This is a genomic window from Stenotrophomonas sp. G106K1 (genome assembly GCF_037969685.1).
In the GTDB taxonomy this organism is placed as follows: Bacteria; Pseudomonadota; Gammaproteobacteria; order Xanthomonadales; family Xanthomonadaceae; genus Stenotrophomonas; species Stenotrophomonas lactitubi.
In genome coordinates, this window is the sequence record NZ_JBBPFR010000024.1 from 35839 (window position 1) to 48282 (window position 12444).

General features: G+C 66.4%; 9 protein-coding genes. 4 read left to right on the forward strand and 5 right to left on the reverse strand.

Annotated features, from left to right (window positions below; translation table 11 throughout):
- Positions 1-68 precede the first annotated feature (68 nt).
- The 3 genes from phbB to WKB25_RS17570 are packed head-to-tail and all read right to left on the reverse strand — an operon-like array spanning position 69 to position 3357.
- Positions 69-809, reverse strand: coding sequence for an acetoacetyl-CoA reductase (gene phbB, locus WKB25_RS17560; RefSeq protein ID WP_340571989.1), 741 nt, complete (start codon positions 807-809; stop codon positions 69-71).
- Between the two features lie 25 nt (positions 810-834).
- Entirely contained in the window at positions 835-2163 is a 1329-nt protein-coding gene (locus WKB25_RS17565; protein WP_340572016.1) for a CitMHS family transporter, read from the reverse strand.
- A gap of 54 nt (positions 2164-2217) precedes the next feature.
- Entirely contained in the window at positions 2218-3357 is a 1140-nt protein-coding gene (locus WKB25_RS17570; protein WP_340572018.1) for a porin, read from the reverse strand.
- A 326-nt stretch (positions 3358-3683) separates the two neighbouring features.
- Between WKB25_RS17570 and WKB25_RS17575 the strand changes: the two genes are divergently transcribed.
- Genes WKB25_RS17575 through WKB25_RS17590 form a run of 4 tightly spaced genes read left to right on the forward strand, consistent with a single transcriptional unit; the run spans position 3684 to position 7494 of the window.
- Positions 3684-4373: a response regulator transcription factor gene (locus WKB25_RS17575; protein ID WP_340571991.1), complete on the forward strand. Its 690-nt coding sequence runs from the start codon at positions 3684-3686 to the stop codon at positions 4371-4373.
- Complete coding sequence (locus WKB25_RS17580; protein ID WP_340571993.1) at positions 4366-5757, forward strand: sensor histidine kinase; 1392 nt, start codon at positions 4366-4368, stop codon at positions 5755-5757. Before WKB25_RS17575 ends, WKB25_RS17580 begins: the two co-directional genes overlap by 8 nt.
- Positions 5754-6809: an ABC transporter substrate-binding protein gene (locus WKB25_RS17585; RefSeq protein WP_340571995.1), complete on the forward strand. Its 1056-nt coding sequence runs from the start codon at positions 5754-5756 to the stop codon at positions 6807-6809. Before WKB25_RS17580 ends, WKB25_RS17585 begins: the two co-directional genes overlap by 4 nt.
- Positions 6810-6837: 28 nt before the next feature.
- A complete protein-coding gene (locus WKB25_RS17590; RefSeq protein WP_100553511.1) occupies positions 6838-7494 on the forward strand; it encodes a response regulator transcription factor in 657 nt (218 codons plus the stop codon).
- A gap of 912 nt (positions 7495-8406) precedes the next feature.
- Here the strand turns inward: WKB25_RS17590 and WKB25_RS17595 are convergent.
- Positions 8407-11058 carry a PAS-domain containing protein gene (locus tag WKB25_RS17595; RefSeq protein WP_340571998.1) on the reverse strand — a complete coding sequence of 884 codons (2652 nt, stop codon included), beginning with the start codon at positions 11056-11058 and terminating at the stop codon, positions 8407-8409.
- Between the two features lie 68 nt (positions 11059-11126).
- Complete coding sequence (locus tag WKB25_RS17600) at positions 11127-12296, reverse strand: porin (RefSeq protein ID WP_033831977.1); 1170 nt, start codon at positions 12294-12296, stop codon at positions 11127-11129.
- Positions 12297-12444 lie beyond the last annotated feature (148 nt).

Here is a 12444-nt window from a genome sequence, read left to right on the forward strand (position 1 = left end):
GGGAGAAGCCGCGCAGGGCGTGAATCTACCGGGGGAGGGAAGTAGACCCACGCCGTGCGCGGAAAGGGCTAGCCCATGTACAGGCCACCGTTGACCGGATAGTCGGCACCGGTCACGTAGGAGGCTTCATCCGAAGCCAGCCAGGCACACAGGCCGGCCACTTCTTCCGGACGACCCAGGCGCCGCACCGGCACCGACGCGGCCAGTCGATCCAGCACGTCCGGCGGGAAGCTGCTGATCGCCTGGCTGGCGATATAGCCCGGCGACAGGGTATTCACGGTGACCCCGCGCGAGGCGACTTCAGCTGCCAGCGCACGGCTGAAACCGTGCATCGCGGCTTTTGCCGTGGCGTAGTTCACTTGGCCGATCTGGCCCTTGTGGGCGCTGACCGAGCCGATGTTGATGATACGGCCCCAGCCTCGCGTGGCCATGCCATCGACCACCTGCTTGGTCAGGTTGAACAGCGAGTTGAGGTTGGAGGCGATCACCGCATTCCAGTCCTCCACCGTCATCTGCCGGAACAGCAGGTCGCGGCTGCCACCGGAGTTGTTGACCAGCACGTCCACCTCGCCGACTTCGGCACGCACCTTGGCGAAGGCCGACGTGGTCGACGCCCAATCGGTCGCGTTGCCTTCGGAAGCGATGAAATCAAAGCCCTGTTCGCGCTGCTCGCGCAGCCAGTTGGCCTTGCGCGGCGAGTTGGGCGCGCAGCCAGCGACCACGGTATGGCCGGAACGGGCCAGGCTCTGGCAGATGGCAGTGCCGACACTGCCCATCCCGCTGGTGACGTAGGCGATGCGAAGAGTCATTGCAGAACGCTCCTTGGTAAGGGAATCAGGCCGTGAAGGGATAGAGCCCGAACAACAGGCCGCCGATCATCAGCAACAGCGAAATGGCGATCGCCCACTTCAGGGTGAACTTCTGGTGGTCGGCGAATTCGACCTTGGCCAGCCCCACCAGCAGATAGGTGGAGGGCACCAGCGGGCTGAGCAGGTGAACCGGTTGCCCGGCCAGCGACGCGCGGGCCATTTCCACCGGCGTGATGCCGTAGTTGCCGGCCGCTTCGGACAGGATCGGCAGCACGCCGAAGTAGAACGCGTCGTTGGACATGAAGAAGGTGAACGGCATCGAGGCCACGGCGGTGATCACCGCCAGGTATGGGCCCCAGCTGTCGGGGATGATCGCCAGGAAACTGTGCGACATCGCTTCGACCATGCCGGTGTTGTTGAGGATGCCGGTGAAGATGCCCGCGGCGAAGATCAACGCCACCACCGACAGCACGCTGCCTGCATGGCTGACCACGCGGCGGCGCTGCTCGGCCAGGTTCGGGTAGTTGATCACCAGCGCGATGGCGAAGCCGATCATGAACAGCACCGGCATTGGCAGCACACCGATGATGAGGGCACTCATCAGCGCCAGGGTCAGCGCCAGGTTCACCCACAGCAGCCTGGGGCGCTTGGTGTCTTCGGCATCTTCCACCGACGGCAGCGCGTTGTTGTCGTCGGACACGCTGTTGTCCATCCAGCTCCCGCCCTGCGGCAGGGTCACCACGCCCAGGCGGCGGCGTTCCTTCATGCCCAGGTACCAGGCCAGCAGCAGCACGCCGGCGCAGGCGATCACCATCGACGGGATCAGCGGCACGAACACATCGGCCGGGTCCACGTGCAGTGCGGTGGCCGCACGTGCGGTCGGGCCACCCCACGGCGTCAGGTTCATCACACCACCGGCGAGGATGGTCACGCAGGTCATGTTCAGCGCGTTCATGCCCAACCGCTGGTACAGCGGCAGCATCGCCGACACGGTGATCATGTAGGTGGTCGAACCATCGCCGTCGAGCGAGATCAGCATCGCCAGCACGGCGGTGCCAAGCACGATCTTCATCGGGTCGCCCTTGACGAAGCGCAGGATGATCCGCACCAGCGGATCGAACAAGCCCGCATCGATCATCACGCCGAAGTAGAGGATGGCGAACATCAGCATCACGCCGGTCGGCGCGATCTTCTTGATGCCTTCCAGCATCATTTCATCGATGCCGGCAGCGAAGCCACCGATCAGGGCGAAGATGATGGGAATGGTGATCAGGGCAACGAGTGGCGACAGTCGTTTGCTCATGATCAAGTACATGAACGTAATGACCATGCCAAAGCCGAGGATGCTCAGCATCATCTGCGGACTCCTTGAAGAATCAGGATGTGGGGAAGTGGAAGGGGCTGACGTTTAGAAGTCGAACTGCAGGCGCCCGGTGACCGCGCGCGTGCGGTCCACCGTGGTGCCGGCCAGGCGATCGCGGTTGCGGCTTTCGATCACGTTGAGCATGAAGCGCAGGTTGTCGCGCAGGTACCAGTTGCCGCCCAGCGTCCAGCCTTCAGTGCTGCCACGGCGCAGGTCGGGTTGGCCATCGAGGTGCTGTGCGCCCCACATCTGGTCATAGCGCAGGGCCACTTCGAAGGCACCGGCCTTGTGACGGATGTTCTTGACCCGCGCGAAGCGGCCGGTCTTGCGGTCGTAGGCGCGGCTCTCACCGGTGACGAACCAGCTGAGCATGCCGTAGGCGGCCATCACATCACCGCGCTGGGCACCATCATCGAAGGTGGCGCCGCTGAACTCGCCCTGCCAAGACAGCGGACCACGCACCTGCGCATATTCCAGCGACCACTTGTTGACGTCGGTATCGCGACCGGCAGAGAAATCGACCAGGGTCAGGCGGCTTTCATCGGACAGGTGGCCGGCCGGGCGCGGGCGGATCTTCAGGCCGGGTACGCCGTTCGCGCCGGGGTTGTCATAGGCCTCGCGCGCCAGCGACAGGCCCAGGTGCAGCACGTCGCCGTCGCTGGGCGAGGGCGCCCAGGTGACGCGGCCACCCGCCGCGCGGCCCTTTACCTGCCAGGCGTCGATGCTCTCCAGGCTGTAGAGGCTGGCCGCCCAGGTGAAGTCACCCGGATTGGCCTGCCACGACGCGCCCAGCCGGTACAGCGGGGCCAGCGTGGTGCCGGCGTTGCCGCGCTCCAGGAAACTGCCGTAGTTGGAGCTGGTACGGTCATCCAGCGAGAAGTACTGCTTGAACTGGCCGACGGTGAGCTTGCCGGCCTTGCCGAAGCTGCGCGCCAGGTACACGTCCTTGGCCTCAACGCGGTCGCCGGAGAAATCGGCTTCCAGCTTGTAGTCGACCACGAAGAACTTGCCGGAAACGTCAACCCAGGCGCGGCGGATCTCGGTGTCGTCCTTGTTCGGCGTACCCCGGTTGTCGTTGTCGAAGGTGGCGAAGTCCAGGTGCAGGCGGCCGCCCAGGGTGGCAGTGACCGGACGGTCGTCTTCGGCAGCGAAGGCCGGCGCCGACAGCGCAGCCAGGGCCATCATGGCGGCAGGACGCCGCCAGGCAATGCTCAATTCCACAAACCCTCCCAGGTGCACGCCAGGCGCGCGGCAATCGTGGGCACCGGACGGTGCGCGGCCGCAGTCTGTGTCGCGCAAGCTGTCATCGTCCTGTCAGCGGTTTGTGCGGTGCAGCGTAAAAGACGCCGCTGCGCTCGCCGGGCATGGCCCGGCGCTACTCTGCGACGATGCACCCGGTGGCGCCGAGCCACGCCCGGCGGAACAGGTCAGCATCGGTAGCGCCGGGCCATGCCCGGCGAGCGCAGCGGCGCCATGCGGTAGCATTCGTTTCCCCCCTCACGCCCCCGCCCATGCGCCTGCTGCTGGTCGAAGACAACCCGGACCTGGCCGATGCGATCATCCGTCGCATGCGGCGCAGCGGGCATGCCGTGGACTGGCAGGCCGATGGCCTGGCCGCCGCCAGCGTGCTGCGCTACCAGAGTTTCGACCTGGTGGTGCTGGACATCGGCCTGCCCAAGCTCGATGGCCTGCGCGTGCTGGCCGGCATGCGCGAGCGCGGCGACAGCACCCCGGTGCTGATGCTGACCGCGCGCGATGGCATCGAAGACCGTGTGCAGGCGCTGGATGTGGGCGCCGACGACTACCTGGGCAAGCCGTTCGATTTCCGCGAGTTCGAGGCACGCTGCCGCGTACTGCTGCGGCGTGCGCGAGGACAGGCCAGCGAAGTGGTGCAGATCGGCGGCTTCCAGTTCGATAATGCCGCGCACCGTGTCAGCCTCGATGGCGAGCCGATCGAACTGCCCAACCGCGAATACCGCCTGTTGGAAATCCTGGTCGGGCGCCTCGGCCAGGTGGTGGGCAAGGACGAGATCGGCAACGGCCTGTTCGGCTTTGATGACGAAGCAGGGCCGAACGCCATCGAACTGTATATCGGCCGCCTGCGCAGGAAGCTGGCAGGCGCGCCGCTGCGCATCACCACCGTGCGTGGCGTCGGCTATCTGCTTGAAGCCAGCGACGGCAGCAGCGACGCCGATGGCTGACGCACGCGCTGCGAACGCCGCACCGGGCTCGCTGCGGCGCACGCTGCTGCTGTACCTCGGCGCGCTGCTGGCGGTATTCGCGGTGGCGTTGTTGTTTGCTGCACGCGATTACGGCCAACGCGCGGCGAATCGCTCCTATGACCATCTGCTGGTGTCCTCGGCCCTGTCCATCGCCGATTCGGTGGCCTTGGTGGACGGCCAGTGGCAGGTCGATCTGCCCTATGCCGCGCTGGACCTGCTGGCAATGGCGCCGGAAGACCGCGTGTTCTACCGGGTCGCCGACAGCCGCGGCACCCTGATCACCGGCTACGGCGATCTTCCCGCGTCGCCGCGTCGGCCGGGCACGCAACCGCAGTTGTTCGATGCGGCCTACAGTGGCGAGACCGTGCGTTTCGTCGTGGTCGGCCGCAGCTTCGCCGCTGCTTCCGCGCAGGGCGAGGTGCAGGTGCAGGTGGGGCAGACCCGGCGTGCGCGCGAAGCGGTGGCGCAGGAACTGGTCAACCGCGCGCTGCTGGCGATCGGTGTGTTGTCGGGGTTGCTGCTGGCGCTGGTGGCCTTCGGCGTGCACCGCGCATTCCGGCCGCTGGTGCGGGTCGAGCGCGAACTGTCACGCCGCGAGCCGTCCGACCTGAAACCGCTGGATGCCCGCGTGCCACGCGAGATGGACCAGATGGTGGCAGCGCTGAACCGCTTCATGGAGCGCTTGTCCAGCAGCAATGAAACCCTGCGTGCGTTCATGGCCGAGGCCGCGCACCAGATGCGCACGCCGTTGGCCGCACTGCGCGCGCAGGCGCAGCTGGCGCTGGACGACGACGATCCGCAGGACATGCGGCGCAGCCTGCTGGCGATCGAGCGCAACGCGACCCACATGAGCCGCCTGCTCAACCAGCTGCTCAGCGATGCCAGCGTGATCCATCGATCGCATCTGCAGCGCTTCGCCACCGTGGACCTGGCCGAAACCGTGCACCAGGCGTTGCACGAAGCGTTGCCGCAGGCTGGGCCCGCCCCGCGCGTGCAACTGGCGATGACGGCCGAGCCGGTGCAGGTGCACGGTGACGCACTGCTGCTGCGCGAGGCGATCAAGAATCTGGTCGACAACGCGCTGAAGTACGGCGGCGACGGTCCCTTGCAGATCGCGCTGACCGCTGAGGGAGGTCAGGCCGTGCTGACCATCGCCGACCACGGCACGGGCATCGCCGCAGTGGATGCCGAACGCGTGTTCGAGCGTTTCGCGCGGGGCGAGGGCGCGCCCTCCGGCGGTGCCGGCCTCGGCCTGGCCATCGTCAAGCGGGTGGTCGACAGCCATGGTGGCCAGATCGATCTCAGCAATCGACCACAGGGCGGCCTGGTCGCCACCATCCGCCTGCCCCGGAGCAGCACATGATCCGCCTGTTCGCCGCCACTGTTGCCCTGCTGCTGGCCGTGCCGGCCCTCGCTGCGCCGGGCGACGTACGCCGCTTTCCCGCACAGGGCACCGCCACCGCACAGTTGCGCATCCACGGCACCACCGATATCGAGGTCTTCGCCGAGGTCATTGCCGACTACCAGCGGCTGCATCCGGGCAGCGAGGTGGTGTACGAAGACATCATCACCCAGGACCTGTACGCGCGTTACCTGCATGACCGCGCCGGACCTGCGTCGCCGGATCTGTTGATCTCCAGCGGCATGGACCTGCAGACCAAGCTGGTCAACGACGGTCATGCGTTGCCACACCGCTCGGCGCAGACCGAGGCACTGCCTGCATGGGCGCAGTGGCGTGGCGAGGCGTTCGGCATCAGTTACGAGCCGGTGGTGATGGTCTACAACACGCGCAGGCTGCCGGGCGCGAAAGTTCCGCACACGCGTCGACAACTGCTGGACCTGCTGCGTGCGGAAGGGGCGCCATTGCGCGGCAAGGTCGGTACCTACGATATCGAACGCAGCAGCGTGGGTTACCTGCTGGCGACCCAGGATGCCCAGCGCGGCAGCATCGCCGGCGCCCTGCTCGGTGCGCTGGGGGACAACGCGGTGGTGCGCGAGGAACGCACCGGCGTGCTGCTCGACCAGGTGGCCAGCGGCCAGCTGTCGCTGGTCTACAACGTACTGGGCTCGTATGCGCAGGCGCGTATCGACGCGGGCGCACCGCTGGCCATCGTCGAGCCGGAGGACTACACGCTGGTGGTGCTGCGTACCGCGGTGATTCCGCGCACCGGAGCGCACCCGCAGGAAGCGCGGCGCTTCCTCGATTACCTGCTGTCGCCACGCGGCCAGCAGGTGCTCGCGCGCGAGGCCCGGCTGCTGCCGATCGTGACCGGCAACGCGCGTGGCGACGACGCGCCCGGCCGCAGCCGTCGCCCGATCCAGCTCGGCCCCGGCCTGCTGGTCTACCTGGATGCGCTCAAGCGCCGCCAGTTCCTCGATGCCTGGCGCAGCAGCGTGGAGCCGGCGGGGCGCTGAGGCGGCGACCTGCCCGTACAATGGCGGCATGAGCGAATACACCATCCTGATCGCCGACGACCACCCGCTGCTGCGTTCGGCGGTGGTGCAGTCATTGCGGCAGAGCCTGCCGCTGGCGCAGGTGCGCGAGGTGGCCAGCGCCGAAGCATTGGCCGCGGCGCTGGATGCACAGCCCGATGTGGATCTGGTATTGCTGGACCTGACCATGCCCGGTGCACATGGGTTCTCCGCGCTGCTGCACGTTCGCGGTTCGCACCCGGACATCCCGGTGGTGATCCTGTCCTCCAACGATCATCCGCGGGTGATCCGCCGCGCGCAGCAGTTCGGCGCAGCCGGTTTCATCCCGAAGTCGGCCCCGGCCGAAACCATCGGTGAGGCGGTGCAGGCGGTACTCGATGGTGGCCTGTGGTTCCCGGCGATGGCCGCCGAGCGTTCCGAGGCCGACGCGCTGCTGGCCAGCCGTTTGGCGCAGCTCACGCCGCAGCAGTTCCGGGTACTGCTGTGCCTGGCCGACGGCCTGCTCAACAAGCAGATCGCCTATGAACTGGGCTTGGCCGAGAACACGGTGAAGGTGCATGTCACCGCGATCCTGAAGAAGCTTGAGTGCCACAGCCGCACACAGGCGGCGGTGCTGGTGAAGGCGCTGGAGCCGGAAGGGGATGCGCGCGCTGGGTTGGACGGCTGATCGCGGCACGATACTGACTCGTGTACTGAGTCGGTGTTGATTCAGTTCGCTTCCTCGATCAGTTTCCGTTGATTGAATTCAGTTCCGGATCGGTAGAGAACATGAATCTGTTCTCGTATCCCGCACCGATACCCTCAGATGCTTCCGCGTAGCTGTATGTGGGAGACGATCGGTCTGACGCCAGCCTCTGGCCCCATGCCTGGTGATCGGCATTGCTTCGGGCTCGAGCGATACCAATGCATATGCTAAGGCCGCACGCAAGGCGCTCAAGAACGGCGTTCTGATCCATTGCGCGCATGAGAGACGATCGATAGTGCCTGGCCAGGTCCTGCGCATCCGGGCTGGATGCTGCGTCGATGGTCATGCGATCGATTGCTTCATAGGTACTACGGCTGGACCGCAGAAGGTCTTCAGCAGTCTGGCTTGAGATGCCTCTGTTCTGCATGAATCCAGACTCGACCTGAAGGTACTCGGATGTGCGTTCCGTACGATTCCTGGCCGACACCGAAATGCGCTGATTCGATATAGTGCGGCCACGCGGGTTGGCTGATTCTGTTGTGTCTGGATGACGCTGGCTGATGCTGCCTTCTTCTGTAGTTCTCTGTTGATTCCCGTCTGCTTTCGATGATTTTCCATCGATGCATCCGCTGCAGCAAAGGCCGAGAAGCGCCGCCACGATCGGGCTGAAATATCTTGTGAATGCAGGAGGTACGGGAGAAACGGGCACGATCAATGCCTCTGGTCCGGCTGGCCGATTGGCCCGATCATGCAATTTTCTGATCTTCAGCAACGGTGGTAAGTAGGGCAATTGCTCGTCTGCTGTTCAGACTATGCCCATCCTCTATCCTTGGGCGATCGCTTTTCAGCCTCGTCTCAAAGAGCGGCCTATGGTCCTCGCATGGTGCAGCACCTTTACCCGCGATGCCGCAACAGCAACTGCGTCATCAATGCACGCAGCGCCGGTGGCCGCACGGGCTTGAGCAGGAAGCCCCAGCCGTTCTCGGCAGCATGCGCCTTCAGCGCATCATCGCGCTCGGCGGTTACCAGGATCACCGGCGGCCGCGCTTGCCATAGCGTGCACAGCGCTTCATACAGGTCCGGTCCGTGCCACTGCCCCATGCGCACGTCCAGCAGCAACAGCTGCGGCACGTTCAACGCACTGGCGATTTCCACCGCGCCCTGCGGGCCATCGGCAAGTTCCACATTGCAGCCCCAGCGTTCCAGCAGCGCACGGGTCGCTGCGCAGACGTGGGGGTCGTCATCAATGCTCCACACCCGACACTGCCGCAGCGGGCTGTCATCGGACGGTTCGGTCGCGATGACCGGCGCCGGCGGCGGTGCAATCACCTCGTCGGCGCGCCCGAGTGCCACGCTGACGGCGAATACGCTGCCCTTGCCCAGCGTGGAACGCAGACTGATGCGGTGGCCGAGCAGGCGGCCGATGCGCTCGACGATGGCCAGGCCCAGGCCGGCACCACGTTCCTGCTCCACGCCATCATTCAAGCGGCGGAATTCTTCGAAAATCTCGCCCTGCAGGCTTTCCGGAATGCCCGGACCCTGGTCATGCACCTCGATGCGTAGCTGGTCACCTGCACGCCGGCAGCCGATCAGCACGCGTCCACGTGGCGTGTAGCGCAGCGCATTGGACAGGAAGTTCTGCAGGATGCGCCGCAGCAGCGCTTCGTCGCTGACCACAACCGCGCGGGTGTCCACCCAGTCAAGCTGCAGGCCACGGCTCTGTGCGGCGATGCCGAACTCGCGCGCGAGGGTTTCCAGTAAAGGCGAAAGCGCAAAAGCGCGCACGCGGACCTGCAACGATCCCGATTCCAGCCGCGAGATATCCAGCAGGCTGTTGAGAATCGCATCCTGCGCCGCCAGCGCGGCATCGATATGGTCGCTGGTCTGCTGCTGTGCGGGGTCACTGAGCTTGCCACGCAGCACCGACACGAACATGCGCGCGGCGTTCAGCGGCTGCAGCAGATCGTGCACCGCCGAGGCAACGAAACGGGTCTTGTAGCGGTTGGCCTGTTCGGCTTCGCGGCGGGCTTCGTCCAGATCCTGCGTGCGCTCGGCTACGCGGTGTTCCAGCGCATCGGCCAGCGAGCGCAGTTCGCGTGCGGCATTCTTGTAGCTGGTGATGTCGGCATAGCTGGTGACGAAGCCACCGTCGGGCAGTGGATTGCCGCGGATCTCCAGCACCGTGCCGTCGTCCTTCTCGCTCTCGCGCATGTGCGGGCGACCGCTGCGCAGATGGGTCAGGCGGCGCTCGATGGCTTCGTCGATCGGGCCGGGGCCCAACAGCCCACGACGTGCGTTGAAACGGAACAGTTCCTCGATCGGACGGCCCACCCGCACCAGCCCCGCCGGGAAGCGGAACAGCTCCAGATAGCGCGAATTCCACGCGACCAGACGCTGTTCCTTGTCGATCACCACCACGCCCTGCGGCAGATGTTCAAGGCTGCGGCTCAAGCCAACGTCGGCGTCGGTGGCGGCTTCCAGCAGGCCGTCCTGGGCGGTGCGCAGCTCCTGCGCGTGCTGCTTGAGCAGGGTTTCCAGTTCGCGCCGGCTGCGCTGGCGATGCTTGGACAGACGCCGCCGTTGCTGCACGAACAGCACCAGGAATCCCAGCGCCAGCCATGCAGCGGCGCCGGCCACGGCCGCGCCCCGGCCAGCGCTGGTGGCGGCGCTCGCGTCATGCAGCAGATGCAGGCTCCAGTCTTCGTCGGGCAGCGCCAGGGTCTGCCACAGCATTGCCTGCGGCAGTGCCGGGTCGAGCAGGCGGACCATGCGGCCACCATCAGCCAGCACATCTTCGGTACGCACGCGCAGCGGTTGCAGCGAGCGATCGGCATACTGCCGCGCCGCGCGCATCTCGCTGCGCTCTGCAGCGCCGAGCGGGCGCAGCAGGCGGTAGCGCCAGGCATCGCGGTTGGCCAGGAACACCACGTCGTGGTTGTCGCTGGTCAGCACCACGTCCGGGCTGTTCAACCACTCCTGTTCCAGCGCGGACAGCTCGATCTTGATCACGATCACGCCGATGCGCTGGCTGTCGGCATCCAGGATGGCTTCGGACATGAAATAGCCGGGCACGCCGGTGGTCATGCCGATGCCGTAGAAACGACCACGGCCATGGGCCAGTGCTTGCTGGTAGTAGGGACGGTAGCTGTAATCCTCGCCGACGTTGCTGGTCGGCTGGTCCCAGTTGCTGGCGGCCACGGCCACGCCATCGCGGCCGACCAGCGTCAGCGTCGAGGTGCGGGTCACCTGGTTGGCGCGCTGCAGTTTGAGGTTCAGGCGCTGCCGCTCGGCGGGCGAGGGCGGTACCCGCAGTGCGTGCTGCAGGTCCGGATCCAGCGCCATCACCTGCGGCAGGGTGCCGAACCGGTCGATGCGCTGTTGCAGCCCCTGGCCATACAGCTGTAGCTGGCGCTGCACCTGTGCGCTTTCCGTGCCCAGGGCGCGACGCCAGGCGTAGTGGCCGGCGGCGACCGCGCACAGCACGGTGCCGGCCACCATCACCAGAACGGTCAGCAACTGCAGGCGGTGGCGGCTGAGCCAATACATGGCGGCAGTCTACGCAGGGCCGGCGGGCGCGGTGTACACGCCCGCCGGGATCTGACACGTGGAAGGGATCAGAAGTGCATCTGCGCGCGAAGTTCGAAGATCTCCGGGGTGCTGTGCACACCGCGACGGCTGGCGTCGACCTTCACGTAGTTGGCCTGGAACTTGAAGTGGCTGGTCAGGTACCAGTTCGCGCCCAGGGTCAGGTCATGCTGGCGGCCGCCGAGGATGCTGCCGTCGTCCAGGTCCAGGCGGCTGTAGCGGGCCACCAGTTCCACCGCGCCGTAGTCGTGCGCCGGCTTGATGTTGGCAACGGCGCCGGCGTTGTACGGGCGCGATTCGCCGGTCAGCACCCAGCTGGCCATCGCGTACTGGCCGTGGCCGGTGTAGTCGGGCTTGCCATCATTGCGGGTGACCGTCGCCTGCAGCGCTTCGGCCTGCAGCGAGAACGGACCGCGGATCCAGATACCTTCCAGGCCGGTGCGGCGGATCTGGTCGGCGGTGACCAGCGCGCCCGAATCGACCAGGCGGATGTCGGTCAGCCCGGCTTCCGGGCGGGCGCGCAGGCGCGCGCTGGCTTCATGATGCACGTCGCGGCCATCGTGGTAACCGCGCGGGTTTTCCTGCGAATAGGCCAGGCCCAGGTGGATCACATCGCCCGGTGCCTTTACCGGCGTCCACACCGCACGCACCGCCTGGGTGGTGCCGGGGTTGTCGCCCTGCAGGTCCTTGCCGCCATAGGCGCCGGCCTGCAGCAGGTACTGCGGACGCTCCAGCACCCATTCCACGCCGGTGCGGCGGCCTGCGTAGAACGCCTGCACGGGCAGCGCGGTTTCCAGGAAGCTGCCGGCGCGCGAGGAGGTGTTCGCATCCAGGCCGACCGGGGTCTTCATGTAGCCGAAGCGGAAGCGGCCGACATCGCGGCCGAAGAACGCCTTGCTCTCGAAGCGCACGAACACGTCCAGCCAGGTGTCGGCCTGGAAGTCGTAGTAGACCATCGCGTCGTACACGCCCTTCTTTTTCAGGGTCGCGCCGAATTCCTTGCGGCGCACCGCGTCGTCATCCTCGATGCCGCTGGCGGACGAGAAGTCGTTGTAGTCGTAGGCGATGTTGGCGGTAGCGGCCAGTTCGGTGCCGTCGCCGAAGGCGTACTTGGTCGGCCAGTTGTCGAAATCCGCAGCGGATGCGAAGGCGGGGAGGGCGGCCAGGGAAAGGGCCAGCAAGGTGGGAATCGGGCGCATGGGTGGTGCGGCTCTCTCGGATTGCGTGTGGACAGGACAACAACGGCCGCGATGGCCGGAACTTTCGCAATGACGCGCCCGGCCGTTCAGGTCAGGCCACCGGCGTCCCCGCGATCAGTGGGGCGGCGCCAGTGTAGGCAGTGCAGCC

Coding starts and splice junctions, on each gene's coding strand:
- WKB25_RS17590 (WP_100553511.1), top strand. CDS start 6,838: ATGAGCGAATACACCATCCTGATCGCCGACGACCACCCGCTGCTGCGT.
- WKB25_RS17565 (WP_340572016.1), bottom strand. CDS start 2,163: ATGCTGAGCATCCTCGGCTTTGGCATGGTCATTACGTTCATGTACTTG.
- WKB25_RS17580 (WP_340571993.1), top strand. CDS start 4,366: ATGGCTGACGCACGCGCTGCGAACGCCGCACCGGGCTCGCTGCGGCGC.
- phbB (WP_340571989.1), bottom strand. CDS start 809: ATGACTCTTCGCATCGCCTACGTCACCAGCGGGATGGGCAGTGTCGGC.
- WKB25_RS17585 (WP_340571995.1), top strand. CDS start 5,754: ATGATCCGCCTGTTCGCCGCCACTGTTGCCCTGCTGCTGGCCGTGCCG.
- WKB25_RS17575 (WP_340571991.1), top strand. CDS start 3,684: ATGCGCCTGCTGCTGGTCGAAGACAACCCGGACCTGGCCGATGCGATC.
- WKB25_RS17600 (WP_033831977.1), bottom strand. CDS start 12,296: ATGCGCCCGATTCCCACCTTGCTGGCCCTTTCCCTGGCCGCCCTCCCC.
- WKB25_RS17570 (WP_340572018.1), bottom strand. CDS start 3,357: ATGATGGCCCTGGCTGCGCTGTCGGCGCCGGCCTTCGCTGCCGAAGAC.
- WKB25_RS17595 (WP_340571998.1), bottom strand. CDS start 11,058: ATGTATTGGCTCAGCCGCCACCGCCTGCAGTTGCTGACCGTTCTGGTG.